The sequence below is a fragment of the Mesorhizobium sp. B2-3-2 genome (assembly GCF_006442295.1).
Lineage (GTDB): Bacteria > Pseudomonadota > Alphaproteobacteria > Rhizobiales > Rhizobiaceae > Mesorhizobium.
The window spans coordinates 111590-127470 of the sequence record NZ_VFWA01000010.1 but is presented as its reverse complement, the minus strand read 5'-3'; the positions used below and the strand labels follow the sequence as shown (position 1 = coordinate 127470).

The 15881-nt window shown below is 63.7% G+C and carries 19 protein-coding genes; 17 read left to right on the top strand and 2 right to left on the bottom strand.

What is annotated here, in order from left to right; all coding sequences use genetic code 11:
- Positions 1 to 35 precede the first annotated feature (35 nt).
- The gene (locus tag FJ964_RS21715; RefSeq protein WP_140552299.1) at positions 36 to 239 is read left to right on the top strand and encodes a hypothetical protein; all 204 of its coding nucleotides are present in this window, start codon (positions 36 to 38) and stop codon (positions 237 to 239) included.
- Between the two features lie 290 nt (positions 240 to 529).
- The gene (locus FJ964_RS21710; RefSeq protein ID WP_140552298.1) at positions 530 to 2152 is read left to right on the top strand and encodes an ABC-F family ATP-binding cassette domain-containing protein; all 1623 of its coding nucleotides are present in this window, start codon (positions 530 to 532) and stop codon (positions 2150 to 2152) included.
- 8 nt (positions 2153 to 2160) lie between these two features.
- Here FJ964_RS21710 and gcvA read toward each other — a convergent pair whose 3' ends face one another.
- Positions 2161 to 3072, bottom strand: a complete 912-nt coding sequence (gcvA, locus tag FJ964_RS21705) for a transcriptional regulator GcvA (protein WP_140552297.1) — start codon at positions 3070 to 3072, stop codon at positions 2161 to 2163.
- 111 nt (positions 3073 to 3183) lie between these two features.
- Here gcvA and FJ964_RS21700 point away from each other — a divergent pair, with 111 nt between their 5' ends.
- Together FJ964_RS21700 and FJ964_RS21695 are read left to right on the top strand one after the other, a co-directional pair.
- Positions 3184 to 3669: a VOC family protein gene (locus FJ964_RS21700; RefSeq protein ID WP_140552296.1), complete on the top strand. Its 486-nt coding sequence runs from the start codon at positions 3184 to 3186 to the stop codon at positions 3667 to 3669.
- A gap of 33 nt (positions 3670 to 3702) precedes the next feature.
- The gene (locus FJ964_RS21695) at positions 3703 to 4434 is read left to right on the top strand and encodes an SDR family oxidoreductase (RefSeq protein ID WP_140552295.1); all 732 of its coding nucleotides are present in this window, start codon (positions 3703 to 3705) and stop codon (positions 4432 to 4434) included.
- Positions 4435 to 4459: 25 nt separating this feature from the next.
- Here the strand turns inward: FJ964_RS21695 and FJ964_RS21690 are convergent, their stop codons facing one another.
- Positions 4460 to 4990, bottom strand: coding sequence for a DUF1629 domain-containing protein (locus FJ964_RS21690; RefSeq protein WP_140552294.1), 531 nt, complete (start codon positions 4988 to 4990; stop codon positions 4460 to 4462).
- A gap of 173 nt (positions 4991 to 5163) precedes the next feature.
- Between FJ964_RS21690 and FJ964_RS21685 the strand changes: the two genes are divergently transcribed.
- From FJ964_RS21685 to FJ964_RS21625, 13 genes are all read left to right on the top strand, one after another.
- On the top strand, positions 5164 to 6291 hold the full coding sequence (locus FJ964_RS21685; protein WP_140552293.1) for a KamA family radical SAM protein: 1128 nt from the start codon (positions 5164 to 5166) through the stop codon (positions 6289 to 6291).
- Between the two features lie 96 nt (positions 6292 to 6387).
- Positions 6388 to 7455, top strand: a complete 1068-nt coding sequence (locus FJ964_RS21680) for a helix-turn-helix domain-containing protein (protein ID WP_140552292.1) — start codon at positions 6388 to 6390, stop codon at positions 7453 to 7455.
- A gap of 241 nt (positions 7456 to 7696) precedes the next feature.
- A complete protein-coding gene (locus FJ964_RS21675; protein ID WP_140552291.1) occupies positions 7697 to 8659 on the top strand; it encodes an AraC family transcriptional regulator in 963 nt (320 codons plus the stop codon).
- Positions 8660 to 8795: 136 nt separating this feature from the next.
- Positions 8796 to 9167, top strand: coding sequence for a hypothetical protein (locus FJ964_RS21670; RefSeq protein WP_140552290.1), 372 nt, complete (start codon positions 8796 to 8798; stop codon positions 9165 to 9167).
- A 287-nt stretch (positions 9168 to 9454) separates the two neighbouring features.
- Positions 9455 to 9700: a DUF680 domain-containing protein gene (locus tag FJ964_RS21665; protein ID WP_140552289.1), complete on the top strand. Its 246-nt coding sequence runs from the start codon at positions 9455 to 9457 to the stop codon at positions 9698 to 9700.
- A gap of 105 nt (positions 9701 to 9805) precedes the next feature.
- Positions 9806 to 10777 carry an MBL fold metallo-hydrolase gene (locus tag FJ964_RS21660; RefSeq protein ID WP_140552288.1) on the top strand — a complete coding sequence of 324 codons (972 nt, stop codon included), beginning with the start codon at positions 9806 to 9808 and terminating at the stop codon, positions 10775 to 10777.
- A gap of 79 nt (positions 10778 to 10856) precedes the next feature.
- A complete protein-coding gene (locus tag FJ964_RS21655) occupies positions 10857 to 11306 on the top strand; it encodes a tetratricopeptide repeat protein (RefSeq protein WP_224658190.1) in 450 nt (149 codons plus the stop codon).
- A 215-nt stretch (positions 11307 to 11521) separates the two neighbouring features.
- Entirely contained in the window at positions 11522 to 12043 is a 522-nt protein-coding gene (locus FJ964_RS21650) for a DoxX family protein (RefSeq protein WP_140552286.1), read from the top strand.
- Positions 12044 to 12154: 111 nt separating this feature from the next.
- Positions 12155 to 12751 carry a BA14K family protein gene (locus FJ964_RS21645; RefSeq protein ID WP_140552285.1) on the top strand — a complete coding sequence of 199 codons (597 nt, stop codon included), beginning with the start codon at positions 12155 to 12157 and terminating at the stop codon, positions 12749 to 12751.
- A gap of 278 nt (positions 12752 to 13029) precedes the next feature.
- Positions 13030 to 13281, top strand: coding sequence for a hypothetical protein (locus tag FJ964_RS21640; protein ID WP_140552284.1), 252 nt, complete (start codon positions 13030 to 13032; stop codon positions 13279 to 13281).
- Between the two features lie 190 nt (positions 13282 to 13471).
- The gene (locus FJ964_RS21635) at positions 13472 to 13804 is read left to right on the top strand and encodes a DUF2934 domain-containing protein (protein ID WP_140552283.1); all 333 of its coding nucleotides are present in this window, start codon (positions 13472 to 13474) and stop codon (positions 13802 to 13804) included.
- The gene (locus FJ964_RS21630; protein WP_023677295.1) at positions 13801 to 13950 is read left to right on the top strand and encodes a hypothetical protein; all 150 of its coding nucleotides are present in this window, start codon (positions 13801 to 13803) and stop codon (positions 13948 to 13950) included. Before FJ964_RS21635 ends, FJ964_RS21630 begins: the two co-directional genes overlap by 4 nt.
- 360 nt (positions 13951 to 14310) lie before the next feature.
- Positions 14311 to 15468, top strand: coding sequence for a sulfite oxidase (locus FJ964_RS21625; RefSeq protein WP_140552282.1), 1158 nt, complete (start codon positions 14311 to 14313; stop codon positions 15466 to 15468).
- The last annotated feature ends 413 nt before the right edge of the window (positions 15469 to 15881 follow it).

Here is a 15881-nt window from a genome sequence, read left to right as displayed (position 1 = left end):
ATCGATGGCAGGGAATTGACAGACAGGTCTAGGCAATGGAAACGGAAGAAGCCGATAGCGTCATCGGAATATCCGATGGATGGGTCATAACGGAAAGCCGCGATGGCGCTGCCGCCAAAGAAAAGCCGCCATGCTTTTTGCGCGTGGCGGCCTTTTTGCGCGTGGCGGCCTTTTTGCGGGAGGACGTCAGGAAGAGAAGCGATCTCAAGATGCCGCTCTATCTCCTTGTCCGGGCTTGAGAAGATCAAGCCGCAGCCTTGGGCTTCCTGACGGCGTGCTTCCTGGCGATGTGCTTGCGGGTGTGCTTGCGGTGTTTCTTGGGATGCTCGACGTGCTTGTGCGCGGCTGTCTCCACCTGGTTCTTCGCCGCGGTGGCCGCCGTCGAGGGAATGCTTATGGCAGCGCCGCTTCTCCCTTCTCCGCCGTGGGAAAGGGTCGCTGCGTCCGATGCGGCGCTTCCGCCTCTTTCCCCGCCGCTGTCATTCGCGTATGGGCCGGGACAATTCCCTCACATCATCCCGGACCACTCATGATCAGACTGGAAAGTATCAGCAAGCAGAACGGCCGTCAGCTTGTCTTCATCGAGGCCTCGGCCGCCTTGCAGAAGGGCGAGAAGGTCGGGCTCGTCGGCCCCAACGGCGCCGGCAAGACGACGCTGTTTCGCATGATCACCGGCCAGGAACAGCCCGACGAGGGCCAGGTGCAGGTCGATCGCGGCGTCACCATCGGCTATTTCAGCCAGGATGTCGGGGACATGGATGGCCGCAGCGCGGTGGCCGAAGTGATGAACGGCGCCGGGCCGGTGAGCGAAGTGGCGGCCGAGATGGCGGCGCTGGAAGCAGCTATGGCCGATCCCGACCAGGCGGACCGGATGGACGAGATCATCGAACGCTATGGCGAGGCGCAGCACCGCTTCGAGGAACTCGACGGCTATGCGCTCGACGGCCGGGCGCGGGAAGTGCTCGACGGTCTCGGTTTCTCGCAGGAGATGATGGACGGCGACGTCGGAAAACTCTCCGGCGGCTGGAAGATGCGCGTGGCGCTGGCGCGCATTCTGCTGATGCGGCCCGACGCCATGCTGCTCGACGAGCCGAGCAACCATCTCGACCTGGAAAGCCTGATCTGGCTCGAGCAGTTCCTGAAAAATTATGACGGCGCGCTCCTGATGACCTCGCATGACCGCGAGTTCATGAACCGAATCGTCAACAAGGTGGTGGAGATCGACGGTGGTTCGCTCACCGCCTATTCCGGCAATTACGAATTCTACCAGCAGCAGCGCGCGATCGCGGACAAGCAGCAGCAGGCGCAGTTCGAGCGCCAGCAGGCGATGCTGGCCAAGGAGATCGCCTTTATCGAACGTTTCAAGGCCCGCGCATCGCATGCGGCCCAGGTACAGAGCCGGGTGAAGAAGCTCGACAAGATCGATCGCGTCGAGCCGCCCAAGCGCCGCCAGACGGTGAATTTCGAGTTCCAGCCGGCGCCGCGCTGCGGCGAGGACGTCGTGACGTTGAAGAACGTCCACAAGGCCTATGGCAGCCGTTCGATCTATGAAGGGCTCGACTTCCAGGTCCGCCGCCGCGAGCGCTGGTGCATCATGGGCGTCAATGGCGCCGGCAAGTCGACGCTGTTGAAATTGGTGGCCGGCACGTCCGATCCCGACCAGGGCTCGGTGGCGCGCGGTCCGAGCGTCAAGATGGGCTATTTCGCCCAGCATGCCATGGAACTGCTCGAAGGCGAGCGCACCGTGTTCCAGACGCTGGAGGACAATTTTCCGCAGGCCGGCCAGGCTCCGCTTCGGGCACTCGCCGGCTGCTTCGGTTTTTCCGGTGACGAGATCGAGAAGAAGTGCCGGGTGCTTTCGGGCGGCGAAAAGGCGCGGCTGGTGATGGCGCTGATGCTGTTCGATCCGCCCAACCTCCTGGTGCTGGATGAGCCGACCAACCATCTCGACATCGCCACCAAGCAGATGCTGATCGAGGCGCTGTCGCAGTATGAGGGCACCATGCTGTTCGTCTCGCACGACCGCCATTTCCTGGCGGCGCTGTCCAATCGCGTGCTGGAACTGACGCCGGAAGGCATCCACACCTATGGTGGTGGCTACACCGAATATGTCGAGCGCACCGGGCAGGAGGCACCGGGACTGAGAAGCTAGCGCAGAGGCTACTCTCCGGAAACGGCCGTGGCACCCTGCGCCGTCATTTCCGAAAAGAGCCAATCGCGAAAAGCCTTCACCTTGCGCCGGCGGACCGCGTCCGGAGGGTAGACCAGGTAGAAGCTGGAAACCGATTTCAGCGCGTGGCCGAAAGGGCGGACAAGCCTTCCGGTGGCGAGGTCGGCCGCGACGAGCATGGTCCGGCCAAGCACCACGCCTTCGCCTTGCACGGCCGACTCGACCGCGAAAGTGGCGGAATCGAAGGTAATCCCGCTCCGCGGATCCACGCCTTCCACTCCCGCGCTGGACAGCCAGGCCGCCCAGCCGATCGGGAAACCATCATGGATCAGCGTGTGGTGCCTGAGATCGTCGGGCTTCTCCAGGGGCCAGGCGCCCTGCATGAGCCTCGGGCTGCACACCGGAAACACCTCCTCGCCGGTGAGGAATTCCGATGTGAGCCCGGGATAGTTTCCCGCGCCATAGCGGATGGCGACGTCGATGCCGTCGCCAAGGAAATTGGTCAACCTGCCGGTCGTCGAAATCCTGACGTCGATGTCGCCATGCGCGCGATGAAAGCGATAGAGCCGCGGCACCAGCCATTTTCCCGCGAAGCCGTCGGAGGTGGAGACGTTCAATGTCGAGGCCGAATGGGCGGCCGTCGCCGATTGGGTGGCGGCCGCAAGCTGGTCGAGCATCTCGTGGACCGCCCTCGCATAGGGTCCGCCGACGGCGGTGAGGCGCACCGAGCGCGTCGCGCGCTCGAACAGAAGCACGCCGAGCTGTTCCTCAAGGTGCTTGATCGCCCGGCTGACGGCGCCGTGCGTGACGTTGAGCTCGTCGGCTGCCCTGGAGAAATTCAAATACCGCGCGGCGGCCTCGAAGGCCGGCAGCGCGTTGAGTGGGGGAAGTCTGCGGATCATGGCCAATCTGTGAGATATGATCACAAATCCTTGCCAAAGTTTGGATTGTCTGTCCAGCACATGCTGGACAGAATGCTCGCAGGATTTGTGATCAAACCTCACGAGAGCAGCATGGCGACCGTTCACCCCTTCCTCTGGTTCAATCTCAACGCCGAAGAGGCGCGCGACTTCTATCTGTCTGTATTCAAGAATGGCCGGGCGCTTGAGGCGATCGAGTTCACCGACTTCGTCGGCGGCACGAACAAAACGGTGTCACACGCGATCTTCGACTTCGAGCTCGAGGGCCAGCGTTTCACCGCGCTCAATGCCGGCTCGATGCCGCCCTTCAACGAGCGGATCTCGCTCTACATCGAGACCAAGGACCAGGCCGAGACAGATTATTACTGGAACGCGCTGACGGCGGGCGGCGGCGCGGAAAAGCCTTGCGGCTGGCTGAGGGACAAATTCGGCGTCTACTGGCAGGTGATCCCCGAAGCGGCCCTGCGCCTGATGAACGACCCGGACCGCGACAAGGCCGGCCGGGCGCGGCAGGCGATGTACAAGATGAGCAAGATCATCGTGGCCGATATCGAGGCGGCCCACGCCGGCAAGGCGTAAATCCAGCAGTCCATCTTGAAGACGGAGGTTCCCATGGCATCGCTCAAGGGCAAGAGAATTATTGTCGTCGGAGGCAGTTCCGGCATAGGGCTCGGCGTAGCGGCGGCCGCGCTGGAGCGCGGCGCGGAGCTGGTGATCGTCGGCCGCTCGGGCGAAAAGCTCAAGGCCGCGGAACGGACGCTCGGCCCGGGCGGTCGCGTGCGAGGCCTTTCCGCTGATATGACTGATGAGGCGGACATTGCCCGGATATTCGACGAAACCGGTGCCTTCGACCACCTCGTCTCGACGGCCGGCACGCCGCCGCCCAACGACCCGATCGGCCAGACCGACATGGACTTCGTGCGGCGCTTCGTCGACAACAAGCTGATCGGCGCCGTGATGCTCGCCAAACATGGCGTGCGCACGCTGAAAGCCGGAGGGTCCATGACCTTCACCTCAGGCATCAACAAGGACCGCCCGCCGGTTCCCGGCGGCTCGGTGGTGTCCGCGATCGCCGGTTCGTTCAGCTATTTCGCCCGGGCGCTGGCGCTGGAGTTGGCCCCGACGCGCGTCAACATCGTGTCGCCGGGATGGGTCGACACGCCGATGTGGGACGAACTCGTCGGTGAGGCGAAATCCGGTTTTTTCGCCGGCATGGCCGAGCGCCTGCCCGCGAGGAAGGTCGCTACGCCCGCCGACGTCGCCCCTGCCTATCTCTACCTCATGGAAAGCGAATTCACGACCGGCGAGACGATCCGCATCGATGGCGGACAGAACCTGATCTAGTTGGCATCGCAGGGGTCATCAAACGTCACCCATCGATGCGGCGCCACCTGGGTTTGAACGATACCGTCCGCAGTCCGGCGTTGCGCACGCGATTGACGAATGTGTCGTTGACGAACACCGGGGACGCGCGCATCGGCAGCTTGAAAATTTCGGCGGTGTCGATCTTGTCCGCGTCGAATTCGTATCGCTCGATCGCGAGAATGGCGCCGTCATCAAAATAGACGATTCCGGACCGCTCCTCGTCCAGCGCATCGATCACGGTGGTCACGTTGAACAGCCAGACCTCTTCCCCGCGCAACGGGATCAGCTGTCCATAGGGCAGCAGATATGCCTTCAGCGCATCGACGGCAGGCTTGCGCAAAAGCGGGGCATGCTCGCCAAGCCAGGGGAAGTCCGAATAGTGGGGGTCGCCCTCCGATACGCGGCGCATGACCGGTGGGTCCCAGTTCTCGAGGGGTGTTCCGTCAAGGGAGGAGAAGACCTCGTAGTAGGCCTCGTCGAGAGGAAGCACCCATTCCTGGCCCTCGACAACCGCGAATTCGTAAATGGTCGTCATGGCCGGCGTTCCCAAGTTCAGCCCTGCTTCCGCTTCTGCGAGTTCCATCGGGGTCTTCTCCGCGGCATTTTCGAGAGCGCAGACCCTCCTTGCTACACGGAGAAGGCGGGCGCAAGGCGGTTGACCCGGCAGGCCATCCGGCCGATAGGTCCGCCAAAGACCTCGAGAACCCCATGACCACACAGCTCCACGATGCGACGACGGCCGAAGCTGAGTCCGCTTCCGATGTCGACGTCACCTGGCAGGACGACGTCCGCGCCGGCGTGCGCCATGTGCGCGATCTGGCCGTGCTGCCGCTGTCGCCGGGCGAACGCGCGGCGGCCCAGGAAGCAGCCTCCCGCCACAAGGTGCGTATCCCCAAATCCTATCTCGAGCTGATCGACTGGGAAGACCCCGCCGATCCTATCCGGGCGCAGGTCATCCCGTCTCCCGACGAGCTGGTGACCGGCGAAGGCGAGCTCGACGACCCGATCGGCGACCACGCCTTCAGCCCGGTGCCCAGGCTGACGCATCGCCATGCCGACCGGGTGCTGCTGTTTCCAACCTATCAATGCGCGGTCTATTGCCGCTTCTGCTTCCGCAAGGAGTCCCTGACCTCGATCGGACGCGGCTATACGCGCGAAGCCCTGGAGCCGGCGCTCGCCTATATCGCTTCCCACCCCGAGATCCGCGAGGTGATCCTGACTGGCGGCGATCCGCTCTCGCTGCCTGACAAGGCGCTCAGCGAAATCCGCGCCCGCATCGAGGCGATCGCGCATGTGCGGCTGATGCGCATCCACACCCGCGTGCCGGTCTCGCTGCCTTCACGCATCACGCCAGGGCTGATCGCTGCCTTGCAAGGCCGGCTGATGATCACGGTCGTCACCCATTTCAACCATCCGCGCGAGATCACCGATGCGACCGAGGCGGCCTGCCGTGGCTTGCGGCAAGCCGGTTTCGTGCTGCTCAACCAGAGCGTCCTGCTCAAGGGCGTCAACGACACTGTCGAGGTGCAGGAAGAACTCTGCCGCGAGTTGATGTACCGCCTGGGGGTAAAGCCCTACTATCTCCACCATGGCGACCTTGCGCGCGGCATGGCGCACCGCCGCACCACGATCGCCGAAGGCCAGGCGCTGGTGGCCGCGCTGCGCGCGCGCCTGTCCGGCATCTGCAATCCGGTCTACGTGCTCGACCTGCCCGACGGTGGCGGCAAGGTGCCGATCGGGCCGGATTACGTGGAAGACTGCGACGGCGGCAACTGGCGCATTCGTGGGCAGGATGGAGAGGTCAGGGAATACACCGAAGTGTTGAGCCAGCTCTGAGCCGACATTTCCGGCGGGCGGCCGTGCAATCAGGCGTTGTCGCGCCCCGGCATAAATGCATATTGTGAGCGGTTCGCGGATTGCGGGGCATGGCGGGTGGCAGCAGCAGACAGCAGTCAAAGCGTTGTGCCGCAAAGGCAATTCGTCGACACCGGGGTTCAGCGCTGCGTGCTGGACACGGTGGGCCTTGCGCCCCGGCAAGCCGTTGCGTTGTGGCAGGAGAATATCGGCCTGCTCTACGACGTTCGCCCGCGCAACGCCGGCGATGACCGGTTTCATTTCCACGCCGATGCCTTTCATTTCGGCGAGATCGTCCTCACCTCGTATGGATGCATCGCGCAAAGCTTCGACCGCTCGCGCGCCCGGATCGGCCGCGACGGCCTCGATCACATCACTGTGCAGGTCTGCCTGCGCGGAAGCCATGGACGGCGCGATGGCGCATCGGATGAAAAGGCATCATCCGGGGACCTGATCGTGGCCGACCTGGCGCAGGCCCAGTCGACGGGCACCTCCGATTTCGACAGCCTCAACCTGACCATGCCGCGCCGCCTGCTGGCGCCATTTTTGAAGGCGCCGGACGAGCACAATATGCGCGTCATTTCCGGCAACGCGCCGTTGGCGGCGCTGTTGCGCGGGCATCTTGTGGGCCTCTACGGGGCCGCGCCCGCAATGAGCCGTCAGGACGCCGAGGCGGTGATCGGGCCGACGCTGGAACTCGCCGCCGCGGCCGTGAATTCGGCCGTGGCGGAGGAGAACGCCGCTTCGGTCCACCTGGCGCTTACCGGCGAGATCCGTCGCCACATCGACGCGCATATCCGCAGCCGGCACCTCACCGCCGAGGCCATCGCTGCCATGTTCGGCATCTCCATGCGCAAGCTCTATTACCTCTTCGAGCCTCATGGCGGTCTTTCCAGATATATCCAGGAGGAGAGGCTGCGCCGCTGCCGCGCCGAGCTCGCCGATCCCGGCCGCCGGCACGAAAGCATTGCCGAGATCGCCGGTCGCTATGGTTTCGGTCACCGCAAGAGCTTCGTGCGCGCCTTCCGCCGCTCCTTCGACATGACCCCGCGGGAGATGCGCGCGCATGCCGCCCAAGGGCGCAGCCAGTCCCTCGGCCATGGCGAGAACCGCACCATGTGGCACTGGATCCGCGAACTGCGATAGAGGGCGGCGTGCCAGCCGAAAGGCAAAATGAATCAATGGACAAGCGGCGTCCGATCAGCAGGTATGTGAAGAGCCTTCCCGTGCTTTCCGAGGCGATTTCCCCGATCGGTTGCACCAGCGGCCACATTCCTTGCGCCTCGTGCCACATTTGCGCGGAGCTTCCACATAAGTCTTGAAATGCCGCCGTTGCCCGCACGAAAAAGCGTTCGCTGTGAGGTTCTAAACGGGGGATCGAACGCCGGTGGCGACCGAGGACAATGTCATCGTCCTGTCGACAGACGAGTTTTCGGACCGCGACCGCGAAGCCGCCGTGCGCGAGTTTTATGGCCGCATCTGCATGCGGCTGGACCTTGCGCCCCTTGAACGCGGCGAGTTGCGGCTGAGGGCCTCCACCACCATCCTGCCAGGGGTGAGCGTGGCCCACGGGCAGGTCGCGCCCATGGCCTGGGAACGCACGGCCGCGCTCCAGCAGGACGCCAATGACGACGTGGTGGTGTCCTGGATCGCGGGTGGGTGGCGTTTCGATACGGCAGGGCACGAGGCGGTTGAGACCTCGCCCGGTGCGCCCTGCATCATGCCGATGGACCGGAGCTGGCGAGCGAGGGCGCCGAACGGCGACTGGACGATCTGCGCCCGATTTGCCCGATCGATGCTCACTCCTCTCCTTCGCCATGTCGGCGATCTCAGGCCGGATGCCATCAACCCCGGCACGCCTGAAGCGCGGCTTCTGCTGGCCTATATCGAGGCGGTGGGGCGTGGGGCGATCAGCCCCGGTCTGGCACCGCTGGCCGCCCAGCACATTGCCGATCTCTTCGCCGCGGCAGTCGGCGCCAACCGCGAGGTCGACGAGGTGGTCGCCGGTCGCGGCGTTCGCGCGGCCCGTATGCATGCCATCAAGCGTTACATCGAAGAGAACCTGCACCGAGCGCGGCTCTCAGCAGAGACGGCGGGCCGGGGGCTGGGGCTCAGCCCGCGCTACATCAGGCGCCTTTTCGCCGAAGAGGGGCACGGCTTTTCCGACTATGTCATGCAAAGACGGCTGGAGCGGGTCCACCGACAGCTCGCCAGCCCGCTTTTTTCGGCAAGGCCGATCGCCGACCTCGCTTTCGAGGCGGGGCTGGTCGAACCCTCGACCTTCTACCGGCAATTCCGGTCCCGCTATCGCATGACCCCATCGGAGGTGCGCGCCGGCCGCGCGCCATGAGACGCATGCGGCCGCGCCGCTCACGCATGGCAAGCCGGTCACCTGTTCCGTCGGTGCCACTTGCCTGTGCCGCCAGTGCGACACGCCTTTGTCCCGGCGCGGGCATGGTCGCGCCGGCGGACGCGGGTGCAACGGCATGCGCGGGAGCGGGGGTGGGCGGCCAGGCCTCCGTGACATCGGAAAGCTGGCCCTGGAGATAAAAATGCGTGCGGCGAAAAGATTGATACTGGGCATTACGGTTTTCTGCGCAATTCTTCCGACCGAGGTCTTCGCGGCCTACAAATGCATGAACCCGGCAATCTGCAGGGCGGTCTGCGGCAGCGAAACATGCGGCAAGATCGCCGCGCGCGATCCCGACATGAAGGCACTGGACCTGTCCAAGGGGGCGGCCGGGCAGATCGCCGCTTCCAGCAGCGGGTCTTCGTCCGGGACCAGCTCCAGAAAAACCTACACCTGTTCGAATCCGGCGATCTGCATCGCGGTCTGCGGCAAGAAGACCTGTCCGTAACCAGCACGGGCTCGGCGTATCATTGGAGGCGCCGGCGCGCTGCGCCGGCGCCTTTCGTGCGTGCACGCGGTTGGCGTGCCGGAAGGCAGCGGCATTCCCAGCCTGGTTCCTCTCGCTGATATTCGTGGGCGAGGAACACCAGTCCTGTGGCCGCCGAGCCCCTGATTTTCTCCCTCAAAAAAATCTCATCGCGCCCGGGAATAAAGCGCGGGGCTGCAGGGTCTTCACTGTAGCGGGGCCAAATCTGACGGCCCGCGCCGAGGAAACGAAACAAGGACCTAGCCAAAATGACCAAGCTCGCACTCAGCGTGGCTGCCATGATGCTTGCCTCGAGCGCTGCCTTCGCCGGCAGCGATCATGGCGCCAACAACGCCAATCAGCCGGTCGCTCCGGTCGACACCAATGCCACCGGCTCTATCCCCTACACGGCACGCCCCAATGGCGTCGACACCAGGATAAAGACGGGGCCGAGCCAGGGGTCGGTGCAGGACATCATCACCAGGCACAACAACGACAGCCTCTGGGGTCGCTGAAGTCATGGAGCGGAGTCGGACCCTGGGTACCGGCCTCTCTCCGTCGTTCCTTCCAGGACTTTGGCCATTCGCGGCTTTAGCCACCACCTCGAACAGGAGATCACCATGTTCACCATGACACGCCGCACAGTGCTTGGCACCGCCGCCGCTGCTGCCGCCTTCGGCCTTGCCGGCAAGCTTGAATTCATCGGTCCGGCCTTCGCGCAAGCTCCGGTGGAGCCCACCGTCGGCTTCTACAGATACAAGGTCGGCGATATCGAGATCACCGCCATCTATGACGGCATCTGGCGCAAGCCGCACGACCCGGCCTTCATCAAGGATGTCTCGGTCGAGGACACCAAGGCAGCACTCGCCAAAGCGGGGCTGACCACCGACTTCATGCCCATCCCGCTCACTGTCGTCGTGCTCAAGATGGGCGGCAAGCTGATCATGATGGATGCCGGCTCGGGCGTCGGCCAGTGGCAGGCCAATGCCACGCATCTGCCGGCCAACATGGCCGCGGCCGGCATCGACTACAAGGCGATCGACACCGTCATGATCTCGCATTTCCACCCCGACCATGTCTGGGGCCTGATGGAAAAGGGCACCAGCGCGCCGGTGTTCCCCAATGCCGAGCTCATCGTCAACGCCACCGAATACAAGTGGTGGACCGACCCAAGCCGGCTGGCCAAGCTGCCCGAGGGCCGCAAGCCGGCGGGCAAGCGCATCGCCGAGAACTTTCCGAAATGGAAGAACTGGAAGCTGGTCGAGGACGGCGCCGAGGTCACGCCTGGAATCCAGATCATCGCCGCGCCCGGCCACACACCAGGCCATTCTGTCTACCTGGCCAACTCCGGCAAGGAGCAGATCATGATCTCGGCCGACACCATGTATGTGCCGGCGCTGCTGGCGCCGCATCCGGAGTGGCAGGGCGCTTACGACCAGGACGGACCGACGGCAATCGCCACGCGCCACAAGATCATCGACCGGGTGATATCGGACAATATCCGCATTTCCGGGTCGCACTTCCCGTTCCCGGGCACCGGCACCTTCGTCAAGGACGGCAAGGCATACGGATTTACTCCGGTCCAGATCTGAGCACGAGCTTCCAACGCAAGCGAGAAAGACAATGAAACGATCCCTTTTGAGCAGAAATGCCCTGTCGGGCAGACATGCAATGTTCGGCCTGCTCGGCGCCATTGCCGTGCTGACCGTGCTTCCCGTCGCGACAATCATGCCGGCCTATGCGGTCGACGACATCGAAGGCGCCGACGCGCCGGATCTCACCGCCATCAAGGCCAAGATCGATGCCAAGGACTATTCCGGCGCATTGGCCGAGCTGCGCGATCTGGCGCAGGACACGCAGCAGGCGGACGTCTACAACCTGCTCGGCTTCACCCTGCGCAAGACCGGTGATTACGAGACCGCGCTCACCTACTACACCAAGGCGCTGGAGCTGAAGCCCGACCACAGGGCCGCCCGCGAATATCTGGGCGAGCTTTATGTCGAGACCGGCGAGATGGACAAGGCCAAGGAGCAACTGGCCTCCCTGCGGAAGCTGTGCCCGGCCGGGTGCGACGAGCTTTCCGACCTGCGGCAGGCCATCGACACCAAGGTGACGAAGTAGGACCTTTCCTCTCTCACGGGATGGGAGAGCTGGCTCGGCGAAGCCGAAACTGAGTGGCGGCATTGGCACCGAGCTCGCCCCTTCGTCCACCACCGTTGGGCGCTCGTGGCTGGCGCGCTTTGCCGGAGCCGGCATCCTCTCCCTCGCGCCGGCTCCGGCCTTTTCAACATCAGGCGCTTGGCGCCTGCCCGTGCCAAAAAGATCGGAGGCTGACCATGACATTGACCGAACGCTCCGCGAAGCTCCAGGATCTTGCCGCTAAATGCCATGTCGGGGACGTGGGCCTGCTTGCCGGCCGCCTGCTTCTGTCCCTCATCTTCTTGCATGAGGGCGCAACGCTGGCCACCCATTTCGACGCCGCCGCCAGAGCGATGGCAGCGCTTGGTGTCAACCTGCCGCTGTTTGTCGCCACCGTCGCGTTGCAATTGGGGGCAGGGCTCTCCATCGCGTCAGGCCTGCTGACGCGGCTTGGCGCCATCGCGCTCGGCCTGTTCTGTTTGGCAACGGCCATGCTGTTCCACACCAATTTCGGCAGCCAGAACGAACTGCTGCATTTCGAAAAGGACCTGGCGATATCGGGCGGCATGTTCGTGCTGGCCGTTGCCGGCGCCGGCACGGTCTCGCTGGACCGGCTGTTGGCGCTCCATCTGCGGCAGCGCCAGCGCGGCGAGGAGATGCCGGCGGCGCTGCCCCCAGCGGAGAACCAATTGCCAGTGGACGTGAAGCCGCCGGTTTGAACGGCGCCGCCCTCGCACGCCCCCAGCGGAGCGCCGCGCCTATTTCCCGCGCTTTGCTGGAACCAGCCTTGACCCCCTGCATTGCTTTAGCAGGGGCTCAAGGAGCGCGGCGTGAAAGCATTGTTGGGACTGACCTGCGGTTTCGTTTTGACCCTTGCGGTGTTCGGTAGCGGCCTGGCCTTCGCCGTCTGGCTAATCACCGCGAGCCCGCCGCGCCAGGCACCGGCCACCGTCAGCATGGCGGAGCTTTGGACCAAAACGGCGCGGCCGGTGGACAAAGCGGCGCAGAATCTCGAGCGCTTGCCGGCCGAGCAGCTCGCGCCCGCTAATATCGAGCCCAAGCGCCAGGTCGGGGAGACCGACCCCACCGCCACCGGCGCCATCGCGCCCGCCACGGCCGAACTGCCGCAGCCGCATATCGCTTGGTGCGCGAGCCGCTACCGCTCCTACCGGCCGCAGGACAACAGCTACATGTCCTATAGCGGGCAGCAGCGCCCCTGCATCTCGCCCTATCTCGACGCCGACCGTGCCGCGCCGTCCGCCGCCGAGGCCAGCTACGTCGAGGAAAACGGCACCGGGCGGGGCGCCTATGCGGCCGCCGGGGATGACGACCATGTCGCCTCCTGCTTCAGCCGCTACCGCTCCTACCGCCCGGAAGACAACAGCTACCAGCCCTATTCCGGCGGGCCGAGGCGGCAATGCCAATAGCGGGCATTGCGCTTTCCGGCTGCATTCCACGCAAAATTCCACTCCGGCAAGGGTTTTTACCACGCCGCCTACCACGCCCGCACAAACACCACGCCCTTATCAAGCCGCCAACAGCGCAACAACGGACCGAGACGGTCGTGCGCTGAACGACCTGTCACTGCAAGATCCAGTGGGATCGCGGTTGGCCGGTTTCGCCTGAAACAACAAACACGGTCCCATGAACGCGGGCGGGCGGCGCGTTGGGGCCAAATGTCAACTTCAAAAAGATGGAAACCGAAATGAAGAAGATTGTATTGACCGTTGTCTCGTTGTTGTTCGGCTCCGGCATGGCTTTTGCCGGCAGCGACCACTTTGGCTCCGACTTCATCCCTGCCGCAAGCAGCTATCCAACCACCCATGCGATGATGTCGGGCGGTGCCAAGACGGCTGTCCCGAGCGTCACAAACAGCATCGCTGACAGCGCAATGGGGGCAAACTCGAACTCCGACATGCCTGCACAGGGCTATGGTCAGGGCATCTGGGGACGCTGACAACAAAGCCGGCCGCCACGGCCGGCAGCCAGGCGGCGGGCGGCCCCGCCGCCTGGATTATTTTGCACAGCGTCGGGCTCTGCCCTGCATCGTCCCATCCTCCAGCGACCCAGCGCGGCGATAGCGCAAATTCTTTGGATCGTTCGGACGCGGGCGGCGTTCAGATGCTACCCAACGGAGGATTTGAGAAATGGGCGACGACCAACGGCATGGGAAAATCCAGGAGCGCGCCTATCGGATCTGGGAGCGCGAAGGCGGCGGCGACCCCGAGCAGCACTGGCACCGGGCCGAGGCCGAGATTGACAGGGAGCTGTCGATGGCGGCAGGCAATGCGCCGCCGCGCGAGATCGCCAGCACCGACGTGCTTACGGTCGAGGAACTGGCCATGCGCACCGGCATATCAGGCAAGCAGGCACAGGACCTGATCGACAGGCTGGGCAACGACCGCGCCGCGATCGAACAGGCAGCACTCGGGCTGAAGGGCAAGCGGCGGCGAAATCCCGGTCAGGGAGAGGCCAAATGATCCGCAAACTCAAGGACGGAAAATACCGGCTTTATTCGCGCAAGAAGGATGAGAAGACGGGCAAGCGACGGAACCTGGGGACTTTCGATACGCGTGAGGCAGCGGAGAAGCACGAGCGGGAGGTGCAGTATTTCAAGCGCCATTGAGGAAATCGACTCGTTGGTCCTTTATTCTCGGCGTTGTCCCTGCCGCTCACAAAATCCAACCCACCAATTGTAGGCGGCATTGGATTTTGGAACACGAGGCAGATCCCAATCGTGATGCGAAGATGCGGCCCTTGCCCTCGCCACGAGGACAGATAGGGCATATAGTTGAAGATCGCCGGATCGGACCTGACAAGCCGGCGATTGAGAGCGGAGACGTCGCTACGGCGCGCTTCTAACTCGGGTTGGTTCACACGCTCTCATAATTGCCCGCCGCGGCCGGCCTCTGCTTTGCGCGATCCCGGTCGCTATTGCATCTATCACTGAAGGAGAACTGAGCTTTTCACTGGAGGAGAAGTCGTCATGCATTACCTTCCCAGACGTGAATTCATCGTTCAAGGCGGGGCAGCCCTCGTAGCGTTGGCGTCCTTTCAATCGCGGATTGCCTCTGCCTTTCCAAGCCGGGCCGGCGAGGAAGTCATCAAATGGCTGGATCAGCTGCCGCCGAACCCGGTTCCGCAAATCATCAAAAATCAGCTGGTGTGGGAGGATCTCGATTCCTGGGTGACGCCCAACGACAAGTTCTTTTCAATCGCGCATTTCGACCGGCCGGTGATCGACGAAAGCACCTGGAAACTCGAAATCGGCGGCTCCGTCAAAAAGCCGACAACCCTGACGCTCGCCGACATCAAGGCTCGACCACGCCAGGAAGTCACCTTCACGGTCGAATGTTCGGGCAATACCGGTCTGCCGTTTTTCAATGGCGGCATTGGCAATGCGCGCTGGGCGGGCACGCCGCTCGCGCCGATCCTCAAGGAGGCCGGAGTCCTCGACACTGGTATCGAGGTCGTCTTCTGGGGCACCGATAAAGGGGAAATCAAGCGGGCCGACGACTTCAAGTTCACGCAGAATTTTGCGCGCAGCATGTCGCTTGCCGACGCCATGGATCCCAAAAACATCCTTTGCTACGAGATGAATGGGTCCCCCTTGCCTCCTGACAACGGCTTCCCGCTGCGGCTGATTGCGCCGGGATGGTACGGGATCGCGAACGTCAAATGGATCAAGCGCATAGACGTGAACGATCAGCGCTTCGAGAACCGGTTCATGGGACGCGATTATGTCACGCTGCGCGAGGAAGACCACAACGGCGAGACAGTATGGGTGGAAACTTCGGTCGGGCGGGCGCGGCTGAAATCGGCACCGGCCCGGGTCACTCATATCGGCGATGACTACCGGATCGTCGGGGCCGCCTGGGGCGCACCGGTCGACCGGGTCGAGGTGAAGATCGATGACGGGCCATGGATGCCGGCGGCCATCGACGAAACCGACAAGGCGGACTTTGCCTGGAAACTATGGTCCGTCGACTGGCCCAAGCCTTCCGCCGGAGAGCACACCGTCACCTCGCGCGCGGTTGATACCGAAGGGCAGGTCCAACCTGCAATGGACGATCCCATCATTGCCAAGAAGCATACCTATTGGGAAAGCAACGGTCAGGTGACGCGACGTATCAACATTCACTGACTGGCGGGCAGTCGTATCGAACGGTCTGAGAGCAATGTGGCCCCATGTCTTTGGCATGGGGGCACCCACATCCGACCAGGCGCCGGCCTGAAGCTGGCCAGAGACGATGCGATGACGACTCCATCGCAGCGCCAAGAGCGGTGTTTAGCGACCTGCGCGGACGCGGAGAAAACTTGAACGGCTGGCGTTCCTCGCCCTTCGCCGAGCCCGGTGGCCGTCACCGAGCTCGACTTCATGCGCGACGAGGACGGCGCCATGCCGTGACCCAATGGACCAACTGAAAGGAATGCCGGAGCATCGCGACTGAAGGGCCCGACCGTGGCCCCTTTCGAAAGGAGAGTGAGATGATCCGAAAGTGCCCGGTCATGGGCAATTCGCCGTGCCTGAGGGTGGTAGTGTTTAGTGACTTCGGC